Source organism: Achromobacter sp. GQ309 (genome assembly GCF_059759315.1).
In genome coordinates this window covers 364843-382597 of sequence record NZ_JCAXDP010000003.1, presented here as the reverse complement: position 1 = coordinate 382597, position 17755 = coordinate 364843, and the positions used below count along the sequence as shown (strand labels likewise).

The following is a 17755-nucleotide window of genomic DNA, read 5'->3' as shown; positions in this document are numbered from 1 at the left end:
GCCTGGTCCTGACAGGCAAAACACCCCGCACACCGGAAACGGTTTGCGGGGTGTTTATTTGTGGCCTCAGTATGTGCGGGCGGCGTGCCGCAACCGATGCGTCAGTCGCCCACGGAGCGGCGCGATTGCGGATCCAGCGCCCGGCCCGCCTCTTCCACAAAGGCTTCCGCCAGCGCCGAATGCGGCATGTGGCGCGCCCACAGGATGCCCATCCGGCGCAACGGCGCACGCCCGGGCAGAAGCACCCGCTTGACGCGACGGCTGTCGAGCGAGTCCGGCGCCCAGTCGGGCACCAGCGACACGCCCAAGCCTTCGGAGACCATGCAGGCAATGCCCATCAGCCCATCGACCTCCAGCCGCTCGCGGGGCGCGATGCCGTGCTGGCGCAGGTACTGGTCGGCCAGGCGCCCGCCCCAGACGTTGCGGTCGTAGCGGATGAAGGGCTGGGTGCGCATCAGTTCGTGCGCATCGTTGCCCGGCGTATCGGGCGGCGCGAGCACCACCAGTGGCTCCTCGGTCACCAGCTTCCATGCGTAGCCCTTGGACAGGTTGAACTGCGGCTTGACGATGAACGCCGCGTCTAGGTCGCCGTTGATGACGCGGTGGTACAGATGGTTGGAAGTGCCGGGTTCCATGAAGACCGCCAGCTTGGGCATCCGCCGATACAGGCGGGCCAGCACGATGGGCATGATGCCAGTCAGTGCCGAGGCCGAGACGCCCAGGCGCAGCTCGCCCAGCGGCGCATCGTCGGTGGCGCTGGCGCGCAGATCGCGCACCTCGCGCAGCACGCTGCGGGCGCGCTCCAGCACCTTCAAGCCGGCTTCGGTCGCCTTGACGCTGCGGCCGACGCGCTTGACCAGCGTGGCGCCCAGTTCTTCTTCCAGCGTGCGCACGCGCGCGGCGATGGCGGCGGGCGTCAGATCCAGCCGCCGCGCCGCCTCGGCCAGCGAGCCGCTTTCAATGACCGACACAAAGCTCTGCACATATCGCGTATCCACGGTCTCCCCTTCTTTTGGACGTGTGGCGCGCTCTGCGGCAAACCACAACAATTTTATGGATTGAACCCATTAAACAGCAGATGTTCGGTGGGCGGATCGGTGCCAGAATCGGAAATCGCAGCCGCGCGGCCGCGGCGCGTCCTTTTCACCCATCCAATAACGAGTAGAGACATGACGACCCCTGCCCGCATTCCCGGCGTCTTTTCGCCGGTCCTGACGCCGTTCGATGAACGCTACCGCCCGGCCTTGGGGCGCTACGTGAAGCACTGCCGCTGGCTGCGCGAACAGTCCGTCGGACTGGCCATTTTCGGCACCAACTCCGAGGCGAATTCGCTGTCGCTCTCGGAAAAGCACACGCTGCTCGATGCGCTGCTGGAAGCCGGCGTGGAGCCGTCTGCGCTGATGCCCGGCACGGGCGCATGCGCGCTGCCCGACGCCATTGCGTTGACGCAGCATGCCGTGCGCAGCGGCAGCATGGGCGTGCTGGTGCTGCCGCCCTTCTACTACAAGGGCGTCAGCGATGAAGGCCTGTTCCGCTACTTTGCCGAGCTGATCGAAGGCGTGGGCGACGACAAGCTGCGCCTGTACCTGTATCACATCCCGCCCGTCAGCCAGGTGCCGCTCAGCCTGGACCTGATCGACCGCCTGCTGACCCGCTACCCCGGCATCGTGGCCGGCGTGAAGGACAGTGGCGGCGACTGGGCCAACACGGCGGCGATGATCGAGCGTTTCACGCCGCGCGGATTCCAGGTGTATGCGGGCAGCGAGGCATTCCTGCTGCAGACCCTGCGCGCAGGCGGCGTGGGCTGCATCACGGCCACGGGCAACGTCAATCCGGGTCCCATCGTGGCGCTGCAGCAGCGCTGGCAGGAGGCGGACGCCGATGAGCGCCAGGCCGGGCTGAACGCCACGCGCAACGTGTTCCAGCAGTTCCCGATGATTCCCGCGATGAAGGCCGCCATTGCCTGGAAGTCGGGCGATGCGGCGTGGGCCACGGTGCGTCCGCCCCTGGTCGAGCTGAATGCCGCGCAGACGGCCGCACTGAAGACCGCATTGCAGGCCAACGGCTTCGACATGCCGGGCGCCGACTCGTTGTCGGACGCCTGAGCGTCCGACCCGCTGCGCGGACGGTCACGCATGACCGTCCGCTGATCTTCACGCGTTGCGGAAGCGGTCAGCTCACGACGCCGATGTTCCAGGGCACGAACTCGTGATCGCCCAACCCCAGCAACTCGCTCTTGCTGCGCGCGCCCGAGGCCACGCGCAGGATCTCTTCGAAGATGCGCTGCGCCACCTCCTGCAGCGTGGCGGTGCCGTCCAGAATGTCGCCGCAATTGACGTCCATGTCTTCGGTCAGCCGCTCGTACATCGGCGTGTTGGTGGCAAGCTTGATCGACGGCACCGGCTTGGCGCCGAACATCGACCCGCGGCCTGTCGTAAAGCAGATCATGTTGGCGCCGCCGGCGATCTGCCCCGTGGCCGACACCGGATCAAAACCCGGCGTGTCCATGAACACCATGCCGGGCTGCCGGACCGGCTCCGCGTAGCGATAGACCTCCATCAGCGCTGTGGTGCCGCCCTTCATCGACGAGCCCAGCGACTTCTCGAAGATGTTGGCCAGACCGCCCATCTGATTGCCGGGACTGACCTTGCCGTTGATCTGCACGTCGCGGCCCGGGGAATACTCTTCCTTCCACCAGCGGATGCGCTGGACCAGCTTCTCGCCCACTTCCCGGCTGCGCGCGCGTGACGTCAGCGTATGTTCGACGCCGTAGATTTCCGGCGTCTCGGACAGGATCGCCGTGCCGCCGTGACGCACCAGGATGTCCATGGCCGCGCCCAGCGCAGGGTTGGCGGTGATCGACGAGAAGCCATCCGAACCGCCGCACTGCAGGCCGATCTTCAGGTGACGCGCGGACACCGGCTCGCGGCGCACGTCGTTGGCGGCGGGCAGCATTGTCTTCACCGCGGCGACGCCGGCTTCGATCGTTTTGCGGGTGCCGCCGGTCTCTTGCATGATGAATGTCTGCAGCCGCGCGCCCGCTTCCAGGCCCTGGTCCTTGAGCAGCGCATCAAGCTGATTGCGTTCACAGCCCAGGCCAACGATCAGCACGCCCGCAAAGTTCGCATGACAGGCGTACCCGCCCATCGTGCGCCGCAGGAGGTCCATGGGCTCGCCGGACATTTCCATGCCGCAGCCCATGCCGTGGCTTAGCGCGACGACGCCATCCACGTTGGGATAGGCGGCCATCACCTCGTCCGTGAAGGCGGACGCAATGCGATGCACCACCGTGGCCGAACAATTCACCGTGGCAAGGATGCCGATGTAGTTGCGCGTGCCCACCTGACCGTTCGCCCGGACGATGCCTTGAAATTGCGCCTGCTCCGGTTCAGGCAGCAAAGGCGTCGGCACATAGTCACGAGCATGTGCGTAGTCGCGGTCGAACTCCTGGAAGTCCATGTTGTGCGAATGCACGTAGGTGCCGGCGGGAATGTCCGTCGCGGCAAAGCCGATGCACACGTTGTATTTCAGGATGGGTTCGCCCGCGCGCAGGTCGCGCGCCGCGATCTTGTGCCCGGCGGGCACCTGGCTGCGGCTGACCAGGTCCTCGGCAGGCACGGCGGTGCCGATGCCGATAGGCACGCGCGCCACCACGACGTTATCGGCGGAATGCAGCCGGATGACGGGGCCGGCGGCGCGTTTTTCGGTGAAGTCGATCATGTCGTTGTCTCGGATGGATGAAGGGGCGCCCGGCTAAGGGGCGCCCGGCTAGGGGCGCCCGGCTGAGCGGCGCCCAGGCGAAGCGTCCAGGCTATTCCGGCTTGATGCCGATATCGCGGATCAGCACCGACCACCGCGGCAGTTCGGCGCCGACGAAGCGGCTGAAGTCGGCCGAGTCGCTGCCGACCACGGTGAAGCCCTGCTCGCTCAACTTGGCCTGCATGTCGCGCTGCTCCAATGCAGAGCGGATCGATGCGGAGAGCTTGTCGACCACGGGCTTGGGCGTCTTGGCCGGCGCAAAGACGCCGTACCAGGTCGACACCTCGAAGTCCTTGAAGCCCGATTCGGCCAGCGTCGGAATCTCGGGCGCCTTCGGATCGCGTTTGAGGCTGGTGATGGCCAGCGGGCGGACCTTGCCTGACGCGATGTGCGGCAGCGCCACCGGCAGGTTCGCGAACATGTAGGGCACATGACCGCCCAACACGTCGGCAATGGCCGCGGACTCGCCCTTGTACGGCACGTGCGTGACCTTCGTGCCGACCCGGTGCGCGTACAGCTCGCCCGCGATGTGCTGCGGGCCGCCCTGCCCGGACGACGCGTAGCTCAGCGCACCGTTGCCGGCCTTCCGGATGTGCTCGGTGAGTTCACCGACGCTCTTGACGTCGATCAGCGCCGGATTGACCACAAGGATCAGCGGCATGGTCACGACCTGCGATACCGGCTCGAAATCGGTCTCGGGCTTGAACGGCAGCGTGGGGAACAGCGACGGCGCCACCACCATGGTGGATTGCGATCCCAGGAACAACGAATAGCCGTCCGCGGGGGAACGCGCGACATTGTCGGCCGCAATCGTGCCCGTGGCGCCCGCGCGGTTTTCCACCACGACCTGCTGGCCCAGGCTCTCGGCCATCTTGGCGCCGACCAGCCTGGCCACGATATCCGCGCCGCCGCCCGGCGCGAAGCCGACGACCATGCGCAAAGGCTTGTTCGGGAAGTCGTCGGCCAGGACGGCGGACGAGGCGGTGGCCAGGGCAAGGGCCAGGCCAGCGGCGCCGGCCATGCGCACCAAGCGGCGCGCCTGCGTACAGGGGTGTTTCATCTGAGTCTCCATGTGCCGCCTGCCGGATCTGGCCGCGCCCGCGCGTGCAGCGGCGGATCGGTAGCCCGAGCGACGGCTCGTTGTGGTTTTGGGTGCTGCCAGGGCATTCTGGCCATTGCACTCAACACCAACAAGTACGTGGACACGCAGTCAAAACATAATTTTTTTGTCGTTCCTGCGACGACGAGCGGCAGGGACACGCACACGGGCAGGGCAAAAAAAACCACCCAGATGGGTGGTTTTCAAGATCTGCGAGCGGGGCGCGCAATCACGCGAGCACGCGCCGCTCCGGCGCCATGCGATCAGAACTGGTACGTGTAGGTGAGCTGCACCACGTCCAGGCCCGGGTTCGGGCGCTTGATGCTGGCGTTCGAGAAGTGCGAATAGCGCACGCCGATACGGTTGTTCGGCGTGACCAGGAAGCCCACGCCAACGTGGTCGCCGAACTGGAAGGCCGTGCTGATGTTTTCGTCGGCAAAGCGCGTGCTGGAGAACAGCGTGGCGCCGATACCCGCTTCGATGTAGAAGCGTTCGCCGGTCCACCAGCGGAACATGGGGATGGCGCTGAACTGCCAGACGTGGCCCGGCGAACGCGAGCCGTCGGCTTGCCAATACGACGCGCCGAATTCGGGCGTCAGGTCCAGACGCCCCCAGTTGCCGCCGAATTGATAGGTCCAGAGCGAGGCAGTCTCGTAGTTCAGGGTCAGGCGCTTGTAGTGGTCGCCAATGCCATAGTGCAGGCTGACGCCACCTTGGGTGCCCTCGGATGACTGGGCGCTAGCAAAGGTGGCAACCCCTGCCAGGGCAAGGCCGGCAAGGCGCGTCAGCATTTTCTTCTTCGTCGACTGCATGGGATCAACTCCATCTATTTCTGGACTAACGGGGAACATTAGCAAAATCCGGACCAACACGCTGCGCGCATGTCGCAATATGGCAACAAAGCGCCGTGAAAAAGACTGTTCCGAAAATCGCGGGATTCACGCAGGTGAAATTGCGCTAGGCGGCTGGAGCAAGTCTCGTGCCCAGGGGTTCACCCTGCTGCGGAAAAACAAAATGCCGCCAGGCGCGAGAAGCGACCGGCGGCATGTCTATTGATGCCGATGCAGCCGCAAGCGGCAGCCCGGCAATGTCGGCCCGATCAGGCGGTGACCACGTCCGCCGGCTGGTTGGTCAGCAGCGCCAGCAGGCGGGCGATTTCCTCGCGCAATTGGCGGCGGTCGACAACCATGTCGATGGCGCCCTTCTGCAGCAGGAACTCGGCGCGCTGGAAGCCTTCGGGCAGCTTTTCACGCACGGTCTGTTCGATCACGCGCGGACCGGCAAAGCCGATCAGGGCCTTGGGTTCGGCGATGACCACGTCGCCCATGAAGGCAAAGCTGGCCGACACGCCGCCCATGGTGGGATCGGTGAGGACGCTGATGAACGGCAGGCCGGCGGCCGACAGGCGGGTCAGCATGGCGTTGGTCTTGGCCATCTGCATGAGCGACAGCAGGCTTTCCTGCATGCGCGCGCCGCCCGAGGCGGCTACGCAGATGAACGGGGTCTTGTTGTCGAGGGCCGCTTGGGCGCCGCGCGCAAAGCGCTCGCCCACCACCGAGCCCATCGAGCCCCCCATGAATTCGAATTCGAAGCAGGCCAGCGTGGCGGGCACGCCGCGGATCGAGCCGCTCATGACGACCAGCGCGTCGCTCTCGCCCGTTGCCTTGACGGCCTCTTGCAGACGCTCGGGGTACTTGCGCGTGTCCTTGAACTTCAGGGTGTCGACCGAACGTGTGTTCTGGCCGATTTCAACGCGGCCTTCCATGTCCAGCAGCGAATCGATGCGGGCGCGAGCCCCGATCCGCATGTGGTGGTCGCACTTGGGGCAGACGTGGAGGTTGGCTGCCAGGTCTTCGCTATACAGCACCGATTCGCACGACGGGCATTTCACCCAAAGGCCTTCGGGCACGCGGCGGGCGCCGCTGTCGCTGGTTTTGTTGATGCGAGGCGGCAGGAGTTTATCGATCCAGCTCATTGAGTATTCATCCCGTTTGAGATCGCGACCCGGCCGCTCAGGCCGACGCGTTCTCTCGTTTTACTTGATCCAGCGCCTGCCGGATGGTGCGCAGCCAGCCGCTGGCGGCGGCGACTGCGGCGTCGGTTTGCTGGGCAGCCGGTGCGTTGGCGACCGCCTGCTCCATGGTTTCAATCAGTTTGCTGCCGATGACGACCGCATCGGCGGCGCGCGCCACGCGCTGGGCGCTTTCGGCGTCGCGGATGCCGAAGCCCACGCCAACCGGGATGTCGCGCACGTGGCGGCGAATCACGGCCACGCGATCGGCGACGTCGTCGGTGTTCAGCGAGCCAGCGCCCGTCACGCCCTTGAGCGACACGTAGTACACATAGCCTCGTGCCACGGCCGCGACGGCCTTGATGCGGTCTTCAGTGGAGGTGGGCGCCAAGAGGAAGATCGGCGCAATGCCGTGTTCGCCCAGGGTGGCGGCGAACTCGATGACTTCTTCGGGCGGGTAGTCCACGACCAGCACGCCGTCCACGCCGGCCTGCGCGGCACGGCTGGCGAATTCGGCTTGGCCCATGCGTTCGATGGGATTGGCGTAGCCCATCAGGACCACGGGCGTCTCGGTGTCGCGCTGGCGGAAGTCGGCCACCAGCTCCAGTACGCGGGCCAGGCCCACGCCTTGTGCGATGGCGCGGTCTGCGGCGCGCTGGATGACCGGGCCGTCGGCCATGGGATCCGAGAACGGCACGCCCAGTTCGATGACGTCGGCGCCGGCGTCAACCAGCGCGTGCATCAGCGGCACCGTGGCGGCGGGGGAAGGATCGCCGGCGGCGATGTAGGGAATCAGGGCCGCTGCGCGGCCGGATTCTGCGGTGCGCGCGAAAGCCGCGGCAATGCGATCGGTGCGGGTTGTCATGTTCAGAGCTCGATGCCGGCGCGTTCGGCGACGGTGTGCATGTCCTTGTCGCCGCGGCCAGACAGATTGACCAGGATGACGGCGTCGCGCGGTAGCGTGGCGGCCATCTTGACGGCCTGGGCGATGGCGTGCGACGACTCCAGCGCGGGCATGATGCCTTCGATGCGGCAGCAGTCGTGGAAGGCCTTCAGGGCTTCGTCGTCGGTGATGCCGACGTATTCGGCACGGGCCGAATCCTTGAGCCAGGCGTGTTCCGGACCGACGCCGGGGTAGTCCAGGCCGGCCGAGACCGAATGCGTTTCTTGAACCTGGCCGTCGGCGTTCTGCATGACGTAGGTGCGGTTGCCGTGCAGCACGCCCACCTGGCCCGCGGCCAGCGATGCGGCGTGCTTGCCGCTGTCCATGCCCTCGCCCGCCGCCTCGACGCCGATCAGGCGCACGTTTTCGTGGGGGATGTAGGGATGGAAGATGCCCATGGCATTGGAGCCGCCGCCCACCGCCGCCACGACGTAGTCGGGCTGGCGGCCGATGGCTTCGGGCATCTGCGTCAGGCATTCGTTGCCGATGACGGTCTGGAAGTCGCGCACCATGCGGGGATAGGGGTCGGGACCCGCCACCGTGCCGATGATGTAGAACGTGTTTTCGATGTTGGTGACCCAGTCGCGCATGGCTTCGTTCAGCGCGTCCTTCAGGGTGCGCGAACCGGAGTTCACGGGCACCACCGTGGCGCCCAGAAGCTTCATGCGGTAGACGTTGGAGGCCTGGCGGCGTACGTCTTCGCTGCCCATGTACACCACGCATTCCATGCCGTAGCGGGCCGCGACCGTGGCGGTGGCCACGCCGTGCTGGCCGGCGCCGGTTTCGGCGATGACGCGCGGCTTGCCCATGCGCTTGGCCAGCAGAGCCTGGCCGATGCAGTTGTTGACCTTGTGCGCGCCGGTGTGGTTCAGGTCTTCGCGCTTGAACCAGATCTGGGCGCCGCCCACGAGTTCGGACCAGCGCCGGGCATGGTAGACCGGGCTGGGCCGGCCCACGAAATGCTTGAGCTCGTAGTTGAACTCTTCGAGGAAGGCGGGATCGACCCGGTAACGGTCATAGGAGGCGCGCAGGTCGTCAAGCGCGTGCATCAGCGTTTCCGCCACGAAAACACCGCCATAAGGCCCGAAATGGCCCTTGGCATCCGGAAAGTCGTAAGGTTTCACCACAGCATCTCCCCCGGGATCGCGGCAGGCCAATGCCAGCCGCAAATCCGGTTTGCAACCCGGCATTTTACCTGACGCGGACGGCACCGGCGTGCCGCCCGCCCCCGGGCGCTCCGCGCGTCAGAGGGATTGGCCCATGCGGCGCAGGAAGGTTTCGCACGCGGCCATCTGGTCCAGGGCCACGTATTCGTTGGGCTTGTGGGCCTGTTCGATATGGCCGGGGCCGCAGACCACCGTGGGGATGCCGATGCCCTGGAACAGGCCGGCTTCGGTGCCGTAGGCAACCTTGCGCGTGGCGCGGTCTTCGGTCAGGGCGCGCACCAGCTGGGTGATGGCGGCTTCTTCCGAGGCTTCCAGCGCGGGCGCGGCGGCGCCAGTCTCGATCTCGATGGTGGCGCCGTCGAATTCGGCCTTCATCTTCGGCAGCAGCTCTTCGCGCACGTATTTTTCGACTTCCGCCTGGATGTCGTCCGGTCGCATGCCCGGCAGATTGCGGAATTCGTAGGTGAATTCGCACAGCTCGGGGATGGTGTTGACCGCGATGCCGCCCCGGATCTGGTTGGTGGTCATCGTGGAGAACGGCACGTCGTAGAACTGGTCGTAGGGGCCGTTGGCCTTGAAGCTGTCAGCCAGGTCGCGGATGCGGCAGATCAGGCGGGCGGCATATTCGATGGCGTTGCAGCCGCGCGGTGTGAGCGACGAGTGGGCCGCCTTGCCGTGCACCTTGCAGCGAAAGAGGTTGATCCCCTTGTGAGCCACGACCACCTGCATGCCGGTGGGCTCACCCACCACGCAGCCCTCGGGGCGGATGCCGCGCTCGTGCAGGTCTGCCAGCATGTAAGGCGCGCCCGCGCAGCCGACTTCCTCGTCGTAGGAGAACGCCAGGTGGATCGGCTTCTTGCGCGGCATGGCCAGGAATTCGGGCACCAGGGCCAGCGATCCGGCGATGAAGCCTTTCATGTCGCAGGCGCCGCGGCCATAGAGGAGGCCATCTTTTTCGACGAGCTTGAACGGGTCCGTGCTCCAGTCCTGACCATCCACGGGCACCACGTCGGTGTGGCCTGACAGGACGATGCCGCCCTGCTGGTTGCCGTCTTGCGCCGGCAGCGTGGCAAAGAGGTTGGCCTTGGTGCGCTCGGGGTTGTGCGCCAGCCATGCCTCGACGCCCTGGCCCTTGAGCCAGTCACGGACGGTTTCGATCAGGGCAAGATTGGAATTGCGGCTGGTGGTGTCAAAGCCAACCAGCGTTTCCAGCCAGGTGCGCGCGTTCATGTCACTACTCTCGTGGAGAAAAGACGCAGTGTAAAGCCAGGCGGCGGCCGCGTCCCGGACGAGCGCCGTCTGGATGGCCGGTTTACGAGGCGCAAACTTCCGATCGGCCGCTTTTCGGACGACGCGCAAGACGGCCGGGGCGGCACCGCCTAGAATGTCGCCCGGAAATTAAAGCCCCCAAGGAGATCCCGTGCAGCACAAAGCAGTCCCCACACGCAACATCGTGGCAGCGGTAATAGGCAACGCGCTCGAATGGTATGACTTCCTGGTGTTCGCGTTCATGACGCCGATCATCGCCAAACTGTTCTTTCCCACCGACCCCAGCGTCCCCGGCAGCGAACTGAACGCCATCCTGATGACCACCGCCATCTTCGGCGTGGGCTTCTTCATGCGCCCCGTGGGCGGCATCATCCTGGGCCTGTACGGCGACCGCAAGGGCCGCAAGGCCGCCATGGTGCTGGTGACCTCGCTCATGGCCGTGTCCATCGCGCTGATCACGGTCGCCCCGACCTACCACGCGGCGGGCATCCTGGCCCCGATCTTCATCCTGATCGCGCGCCTCCTGCAAGGCTTCTCGGCCGGCGGCGAATTCGGCACGTCGACGGCGCTGCTGATCGAAATGGCCCCCAACGGCAAGCGCGGCTTCTATGGCTCGTGGCAGATGGCGGGCCAGATGCTGGCCCTGTTGATCGGCGCGGCCTGCGGCACGCTCATCACCGAGTTCTTCACCGAGCAGCAGATTGCCGACTGGGCATGGCGCCTGCCCTTCGCCTTCGGCCTGGTGATTGTGCCGATCGCCATCTATATCCGCCGCAACGTCGACGAAACCGACGCCTTCAAGCAGATGAAGGAAGCCGACCGCCAGGCCGCCGAACGCGGTGAAGTCAAGCGCCTGTCGCTGGGCCAGATGCTGCGCACCCACACCCGCGAGACGCTGATCGGCGTGGGTCTTGTGGTGACGGCCACGGTGTCGATCTACATCACGTTCACGTACCTGGTCACCTATTCGACCAAGGTGCTGATGCTGCCGCTGAACCAGACCTTCCTGGTGCAGATGGCCGGCGCGGCCCTGATGGTGGTGCTGACCCCGTTCATGGGCGCCTGGTCCGACCGCATCGGCCGCCGTCCGCTCGTGATCGGCTCGCTGATCGGCTACCTGATCGTGCTGTACCCGCTGTACTTCTGGCTGTCGGACGCGCCGTCGATCGGCCGCCTGCTGACCGTGCAGGTCGTGGTCTGCATTTTCGTGTCGGCGTTCTTCGGCGTGTTCAGCACGGTGATGGCCGAGCTGTTCCCGGCGCGCGTGCGTTCGGTTGGCCTGTCGCTGGCCTATAACGTGGCCGTGATGATCTTCGGCGGCTTCGCACAGTTCATCGTGACCTGGCTGATCAAGACCACCGGCTCGCCCATGGCGCCTGCCTACTACGTGATGTTTGGCGTGGCGCTGGGTCTGGTCGCCGCGTTCTACATGCGCGACCGCGCGCATGAAGAACTGGAACACTGAGGGCTGAACCGCCGCGTGCCGCCGCCTGGCCTTCGCGCCAGCGGCGGGCACGGCGGGAAATGATCCGGCAGCGGTTCTCGCTGCCGGAAACTGCGCCTAGCGGCGCATCGCCGACGACACGCCTGGCACTTCGGCCAGCGCATCCAGCGCGCGGGACAGCGATTCGCCGCCGCGCACCTCCACCGTGAACACCATATGGGCAAGCGACTGCTTGCTCTGCGTGTTCACGCCCACGACGTTCAGACGCAGGCGCGCAAACACTTCGGACAGGTCACGCAACAGGCCCGAGCGGTCATGCGCGCGCACGCTGATGTCCACCGGATAGAAGGTGTCGGCCGTTTCGCCCCACGCCACTTCGATGACGCGCTCGGGCTCGCGCGCAGCCAGCGCCAGATAGCTGTGGCAGTCGCGGCGATGGATGGACACGCCGCGCCCCCGCGTCACGAAGCCGGAGATCGCATCCGGCGGCGCCGGGCGGCAGCATCGGGCCAACTGCGTCAGCAGCGACCCCACTCCCACCACCAGCACGCCGCTCTTGCCGCTTTTCTCGGCGCTGCCGGCGCTGGCGTGCCGCAAGGCCGCCGGCGTGGGTTCGACCGCGGGCGCCGGCTGCTGGAACACCGCGTCGATCTGGCGCAGGCTGAATTCTTCCTTGGCGGCAGCGACGTAAAGGTCGTCGGCCCGCGCAAAACCCAGGTTCTGGGCCAGCTGTTCCAGATTGATGGCCGTCTTGCCCAGGCGCTGCAATTCCTTTTCGACAAGCGCCTGCCCCTGCGTGATGCGCTGCTGCAGTTCAATCGCGTTGAACCACATCCGCACCTTGGCGCGGGCGCGCGGGCTGGCCAGAAAACCAAGCTGGGGATTGAGCCAGTCGCGCGACGGGCCGCCGGATTTGGCGGAGATGATCTCCACGGTCTGGCCGGTGGACAGGTGCGTCTGCAGCGGCACCATCTGCCCATCGACGCGCGCGCCGCGGCAGCGGTGGCCCAGGTCGGTGTGCAGGTGATAGGCGAAGTCCACCGGCGTGGCGCCGGCGGGCAGTTCAATCACGCGCGCCTGGGGCGTCAGCACGTAGATGCGTTCGTCGGTATGCGCCGGCGCCGTCACCGCGCCGCGGCTCTTGCCCGCGGCGGCCCGGCCCGTGGCGGGCTTGGCGGGCTCGGGCGGCGTGTTTTCGCCACCCTCGACATCGGTGTTCCAGGCCAGCAGCTGGCGCATCCAGGCAAGCTGCCGGTCGTATTCGCTGGAAGCCGCAACCTGCCCGCCCTTGGCGCCCGCTTCCTTGTAGCGCCAATGCGCGGCCATCCCGTATTCGGCGAACTGGTGCATCTCGCGCGTGCGGATCTGCACTTCGAAGGGACGGCCGTCGTCGTCGGCCACCACCGTGTGCAGCGACCGGTAGCCGTTGGGCTTGGGCCGCGAGATGTAGTCGTCGAACTCGTCGGACAGCGGCGTCCACATCTCGTGCACCATGCCCAGCGCCGTGTAGCAGGCCCGCACATCGTCGACGATGACGCGCAGCGCCCGCAGGTCGTACATCTGGGAGAAATCCAGGCGCTTGACGCGCATCTTGTTCCAGATGCTGTAGATGTGCTTGGGCCGGCCGCTGACCTCGGCGTCGATGCCGGTCTTGGCCAGCGCCTGCTGCAGGCGCGTGATGGCGCCCGCGATGAACGCCTCGCGCTCGACCCGCTTTTCTTCGAGCAGGCGGGCGATGTGCTTGTACTTGTCGGGTTCGAGGAAGCGGAAGGACAGGTCTTCCATTTCCCACTTGATCTGCCAGATGCCCAGCCGGTTGGCGAGCGGCGCGTACAGGTCCAGCGTTTCGCGGGCGAAGCTGGGCGAGCACGGCGCCTTGCTCTCGGCGTGCCAGCGCAGCGTGCGCAGCCGGGACGCCAGGCGCATCAGCACGATGCGCAGGTCGGCGGCCATGGCCAGCAGCATCTTGCGCTGCATTTCCTTCTGCGAACCGCTTTCGGCCGACGCATCGCTGGCCTGCCGGGCCACCACGCCCAGGCGCAGCAACGCATAGGCGCCCTGCACCAGCCGCGCGATTTCCGCGCCGAAGGCGACGGCGATGGGATCGTTGCGCAACGAGGGCGCGGGGGCCATCAGATCGGTGGGCAGCGCGGCCAGGAGGGCGGCGGCGCGCGTGGCGGCATCGGTGTGCAAGGCCGCCAGGATACGGACGACGCCGGCGGCATGGCCGGCCAGCGGCTCACCCGTCAGGGCGTTCTGGCCCTGGAAGCGAGGCTCGGCCCAGCAAGCGACCCGGTCCAGCAATGCCAGGCCTTCGGCATCCAGGCCCGCTCCGGCCTCCTGCCGCCAGGAAGCGTCAAATGGCGAAGGCGCATCGGGAACGGGCGGGGCGGACATGACGGGGCGTAGCGCAGGCATCGGGTTGAATATTTCGACACTCTACACTAGGGTTCAGTCACCCTGAACACACTGCCGCATCCCGGCATATGGAAGGAACCAAAGCTTATGTTGCGCTGGCTGAAGGGCCGCGGCGCCCGCCCGTCCGAGGTCGCCGAGATGCAGGCCCGCATCCCGCCCGAACTCTGGCGGCAGGTGCTGGACACCTACCCATTCCTGGCGGCGCTGACCGAAAGCGAAGCCGCCCAATTGCAGGCGCGCGCCGCCTGGCTGCTTGCCAGCAAGACGATCAATGGCGCGCAGGGGCTGGAGGTCTCGGACTTCATGCGGCTGTCCATCGCCGCGCAGGCCTGCCTGCCCATCCTGAATCTCACGCCCGAACTGTACGAGGGCTGGGACGAGATCATCGTGTATCCCGCGAGCTTTCGCATCCCCCGGACGCGCGAGGACGAAGACGGGGTGGTCCACGAGTACATCGAGGACGCCGCGGGCGAAGCCTGGGAAGGCGGGCCGCTGGTCCTGTCGTGGGAAGACACGCAGCTGTCCGAGGGCGGCTTCAACGTGGTGATCCACGAGTTCGCCCACAAGCTGGACCTGCGCTCGGGCTTTGCGGACGGCATGCCGTCGTTATCGGCGCATCCCGACATCAAGCCGCGCGCGTGGCGACAGGTGCTGGACGACAGCCTGGACCGCTTCATCGCGGCGGTCGACGCCGTGGAAGCGGCGATTCCGCACGACGTGGACCCCGAAAGCGAGGAAGCGGACGCCTGGTACGGCCAGTTGCCGATGGATCCCTACGCCGCCACGGACGAAGGCGAGTTCTTCGCGGTCAGTTCGGAACACTTTTTCGTGGATCCCCTTCCCATGCAGCAAGCGCTGCCCGAGTGGTATGCCATGCTGCGGGCCTATTACCGGCAGGATCCGCTGGAGAGATTCGCATGAAGCAGTTGCTGATCGTCTGGCATTCGCGCACGGGCGCGGCCCAGCAGATGGCGCAGGCCGCGGCGCGCGGTGCGGCGGCGGCGGCCGCGGCCCTGGAGCAGCCGGACGATCTGCACATCGAACTGCGGCGCGCGCGGGACGTCGATGCCGATGCCTTGCTGGCCAGCCAGGGATTTCTCTTCTGCGCCCCCGAGAACCTTGCCAGCCTGAGCGGCGAGATGAAGGAGTTCTTCGACCGCAATTACTACGCGGTGCTGGACCGCATCCAGGGACTGCCCTATGCCGCCCTGATCAGCGCGGGCAGCGACGGCTCGGGCGCGGCCCGGCAGGTCGAACGCATCTGCACCGGCTGGCGGCTGACGGCGGTGGCGCCGGCCGTCATCGTGAACATGGGCGCGCAGACGGCGGCGCAGATCCTGGCGGCCAAGACGGTGCCGACCGCGGATCTGGTGCGCTGCGAGGAACTGGGCGGCCTGCTGGCGGGGATGATGCTGATGGGCGCGTGAGGCGGCGCTCTGCACCACCGGTGTCTGACATCAGAGCAAAAAAAGCCCTCGGCTCACGCCAGAGGGCTTTTTCACAGGACCAGCCGCAGCCGGCCCTGACCGTTCATCAAAGCGCGGCCGTCACCACGATCTCGACCTTGTAGTCGGGGTTGGCAAGGCGGGCTTCAACGGTGGCGCGGGGGGGCGAGTTGCCGTCGGCGACCCATGCGTCCCAGGCCTTGTTCATGCCGTCGAATTCCTTCATGTTGGCCACGTAGATCTGGGCCATCAGGATCTTGGTCTTGTCGGTGCCGGCTTCGGCCAGCAGGCGGTCGATCGTGGCGAGCACTTGCTCGGTCTGGCCGGTGATGTCCAGCGTGGCATCGTCCGGCACCTGGCCTGCCAGGTAGGCCACGCCGTTGTACACGGCCATGTCCGACAGGCGCTTGGTCACGTGAAAGCGCTTGATGCTGCTCATGAGAATTCCCCTAGAGTCGAGTGGTTTGGGTGGAACTGGGCAAAGCTGCCCGCGTGCGGCGCGTGGGCGTCGTCAGGCGGGCGGCAATTGGAAAACCTGGCGCAGATAGGCCAGGTAGGCGGGATCGTCGCACATCGTCTTCTCGGGCGCATCCGACACCTTGGCCACCGGCTGGCCGTTGCAGCGGACCATCTTCATGACGATCTGCAGCGGCTCGTGGCCGAGGTCGTTGGTGAGGTTGGTGCCAATGCCGAAGGACACCTTGCAGCGCCCCGAGAACTGGCGCGCCAGCTCGATGGCGCGCGGGAAGGTCAGCGAATCCGAGAACACCAGGGTCTTGGCGCGCGGATCCACGCGGTTCTTGCGGTAGTGCTCGAGCAGACGCTCGCCCCAGATGAAGGGATCGCCGGAATCGTGGCGCGCGCCGTCAAAGAGCTTGCAGAAATACATGTCGAAGTCGCGCAGGAACGCATCCATGCCGTAGACGTCGGACAACGCGATGCCGAGGTCACCGCGGTATTCCTTGGCCCACACTTCCAGCGCGAACACCTGCGAATCGCGCAGGCGCGGACCGAGCGCCTGGCAGGCCTGCAGGTATTCGTGGCCCATGGTGCCCAGCGGCAGCACGTCGTGCTCTTTGGCAAGCAGCACGTTGCTGGAACCCGCGAAATGCGGCCCCATCTCGGCTTTCAGGGTGGTGACGATCTCTTCGTGCCAGGCCTTGGAGAAGCGGCGACGCGTGCCGTATTCGGCCACGCGGAAGTCGGCCAGCGCGGGATCGTCCAGCACGAGGTGCATCTTGGACTGCAGGCGCTTGCGGCCTTCTTCCCAGTCCGGATGCTTGCGCGTGTTGCGGAAATAGACCTCGTTGACGATGGCCAGCACAGGGATCTCGAACAGGATCGTGTGCAGCCACGGGCCTTTGACCTCGATGCTGATTTCACCGGGTCCCTCGCCTTCGCTGATGTGGATGCAGCGCTCGGGCATGTGGAACAGACGAAGGAAATCAACAAAGTCGCTTTTGATAAAGCGCAAGTTGCCCAGATATTTAAGTTCGTCGTCCGTGAAGCGCAATTGGCAAAGCTGATGCACTTCCTGGCGGATTTCGTCCATATAGGGGCGCAAATCCACGCCCTTTGTACGGCATTTGTACCGGTACTCGACCTGGGCAGCGGGGAAATGATGCAGCACCACTTGCATCATGCTGAATTTATACAGGTCGGTGTCGAGCAGCGAAGTAATAATCATGATTGCGCGTTTCGTTTCGCGACACCATAGCATGAAGAACAGGGCCTTCGGCACGAAGTGCCACGCTGTCAATACGGGTATTGCCGACACATCCGCGCGGCATTGGGTAAAATCCGCCCATTAAGACACATCTGCCGCCGAGCCCCGGAGTTCCTGAATGACCCACGTAGTCACCGAAAACTGTATCAAGTGCAAGTACACCGATTGCGTCGACGTGTGCCCGGTGGACTGTTTTCGTGAGGGTCCGAACTTCCTCGTGATCGACCCGGACGAATGCATCGACTGTGCGGTCTGCATCCCCGAATGCCCCGCCAACGCGATCTACGCCGAAGAAGACGTGCCGCAGGACCAACTCAATTTCATCGCGCTGAATGCCGAACTCTCTCCGGAATTCGCCAGCATCAGCCGTGCCAAGAAGCCCCTGCCCGACGCCGACGACTGGAACGGCAAGCAGGACAAGCTGCAATACCTGGAAAAGTAATCCACGGACGCCGGCCAGGCCGGCGCTTTCGTG

General features: G+C 65.9%; 16 protein-coding genes. 5 read left to right on the top strand and 11 right to left on the bottom strand.

The window, feature by feature from the left end; genetic code table 11:
• Positions 1 to 101 precede the first annotated feature (101 nt).
• Positions 102 to 998: a LysR family transcriptional regulator gene (locus AC6CIE_RS11150; RefSeq protein WP_175184242.1), complete on the bottom strand. Its 897-nt coding sequence runs from the start codon at positions 996 to 998 to the stop codon at positions 102 to 104.
• A gap of 171 nt (positions 999 to 1169) precedes the next feature.
• Here AC6CIE_RS11150 and AC6CIE_RS11145 point away from each other — a divergent pair, with 171 nt between their 5' ends.
• Positions 1170 to 2105, top strand: coding sequence for a dihydrodipicolinate synthase family protein (locus AC6CIE_RS11145; RefSeq protein WP_498092228.1), 936 nt, complete (start codon positions 1170 to 1172; stop codon positions 2103 to 2105).
• 67 nt (positions 2106 to 2172) lie between these two features.
• Here AC6CIE_RS11145 and AC6CIE_RS11140 read toward each other — a convergent pair whose 3' ends face one another.
• The 7 genes from AC6CIE_RS11140 to argE all read right to left on the bottom strand — a co-directional run bounded on the left by AC6CIE_RS11140 (position 2173) and on the right by argE (position 10208).
• Positions 2173 to 3720 (bottom strand): UxaA family hydrolase, encoded by a 1548-nt coding sequence (locus AC6CIE_RS11140; RefSeq protein ID WP_498092227.1) that lies wholly within the window; start codon positions 3718 to 3720, stop codon positions 2173 to 2175.
• Between the two features lie 91 nt (positions 3721 to 3811).
• Positions 3812 to 4819: a Bug family tripartite tricarboxylate transporter substrate binding protein gene (locus AC6CIE_RS11135; protein WP_498092226.1), complete on the bottom strand. Its 1008-nt coding sequence runs from the start codon at positions 4817 to 4819 to the stop codon at positions 3812 to 3814.
• Positions 4820 to 5121: 302 nt separating this feature from the next.
• Positions 5122 to 5670 carry an acyloxyacyl hydrolase gene (locus tag AC6CIE_RS11130; RefSeq protein ID WP_063956455.1) on the bottom strand — a complete coding sequence of 183 codons (549 nt, stop codon included), beginning with the start codon at positions 5668 to 5670 and terminating at the stop codon, positions 5122 to 5124.
• A 287-nt stretch (positions 5671 to 5957) separates the two neighbouring features.
• Positions 5958 to 6833: an acetyl-CoA carboxylase, carboxyltransferase subunit beta gene (gene accD, locus AC6CIE_RS11125; RefSeq protein WP_175122969.1), complete on the bottom strand. Its 876-nt coding sequence runs from the start codon at positions 6831 to 6833 to the stop codon at positions 5958 to 5960.
• A 37-nt stretch (positions 6834 to 6870) separates the two neighbouring features.
• On the bottom strand, positions 6871 to 7734 hold the full coding sequence (gene trpA, locus AC6CIE_RS11120) for a tryptophan synthase subunit alpha (RefSeq protein ID WP_175122970.1): 864 nt from the start codon (positions 7732 to 7734) through the stop codon (positions 6871 to 6873).
• 2 nt (positions 7735 to 7736) lie between these two features.
• Positions 7737 to 8936: a tryptophan synthase subunit beta gene (gene trpB / locus AC6CIE_RS11115; protein WP_498092225.1), complete on the bottom strand. Its 1200-nt coding sequence runs from the start codon at positions 8934 to 8936 to the stop codon at positions 7737 to 7739.
• Positions 8937 to 9056: 120 nt separating this feature from the next.
• On the bottom strand, positions 9057 to 10208 hold the full coding sequence (gene argE, locus AC6CIE_RS11110; RefSeq protein ID WP_175122972.1) for an acetylornithine deacetylase: 1152 nt from the start codon (positions 10206 to 10208) through the stop codon (positions 9057 to 9059).
• Between the two features lie 190 nt (positions 10209 to 10398).
• Between argE and AC6CIE_RS11105 the strand changes: the two genes are divergently transcribed.
• Positions 10399 to 11712 (top strand): MFS transporter, encoded by a 1314-nt coding sequence (locus AC6CIE_RS11105; protein ID WP_175122973.1) that lies wholly within the window; start codon positions 10399 to 10401, stop codon positions 11710 to 11712.
• A 96-nt stretch (positions 11713 to 11808) separates the two neighbouring features.
• Here the strand turns inward: AC6CIE_RS11105 and AC6CIE_RS11100 are convergent, their stop codons facing one another.
• On the bottom strand, positions 11809 to 14088 hold the full coding sequence (locus AC6CIE_RS11100) for a RelA/SpoT family protein (RefSeq protein WP_218345239.1): 2280 nt from the start codon (positions 14086 to 14088) through the stop codon (positions 11809 to 11811).
• A 108-nt stretch (positions 14089 to 14196) separates the two neighbouring features.
• On the opposite strand from AC6CIE_RS11100, the gene AC6CIE_RS11095 reads away from it, so the two are divergent.
• Both AC6CIE_RS11095 and AC6CIE_RS11090 read left to right on the top strand, forming a co-directional pair.
• Positions 14197 to 15030 (top strand): M90 family metallopeptidase, encoded by an 834-nt coding sequence (locus AC6CIE_RS11095; protein WP_343737036.1) that lies wholly within the window; start codon positions 14197 to 14199, stop codon positions 15028 to 15030.
• Positions 15027 to 15536, top strand: a complete 510-nt coding sequence (locus AC6CIE_RS11090; RefSeq protein ID WP_175137327.1) for an NAD(P)H-dependent oxidoreductase — start codon at positions 15027 to 15029, stop codon at positions 15534 to 15536. Before AC6CIE_RS11095 ends, AC6CIE_RS11090 begins: the two co-directional genes overlap by 4 nt.
• A 106-nt stretch (positions 15537 to 15642) precedes the next feature.
• On the opposite strand, the gene AC6CIE_RS11085 is transcribed toward AC6CIE_RS11090, so the two are convergent.
• Together AC6CIE_RS11085 and pncB are read right to left on the bottom strand one after the other, a co-directional pair.
• Positions 15643 to 15993 (bottom strand): RidA family protein, encoded by a 351-nt coding sequence (locus AC6CIE_RS11085; protein WP_056321843.1) that lies wholly within the window; start codon positions 15991 to 15993, stop codon positions 15643 to 15645.
• Positions 15994 to 16065: 72 nt separating this feature from the next.
• Positions 16066 to 17241, bottom strand: a complete 1176-nt coding sequence (gene pncB / locus AC6CIE_RS11080) for a nicotinate phosphoribosyltransferase (RefSeq protein WP_175122977.1) — start codon at positions 17239 to 17241, stop codon at positions 16066 to 16068.
• A gap of 157 nt (positions 17242 to 17398) precedes the next feature.
• Between pncB and fdxA the strand changes: the two genes are divergently transcribed.
• Positions 17399 to 17722 (top strand): ferredoxin FdxA, encoded by a 324-nt coding sequence (gene fdxA / locus AC6CIE_RS11075; RefSeq protein WP_006218015.1) that lies wholly within the window; start codon positions 17399 to 17401, stop codon positions 17720 to 17722.
• The last annotated feature ends 33 nt before the right edge of the window (positions 17723 to 17755 follow it).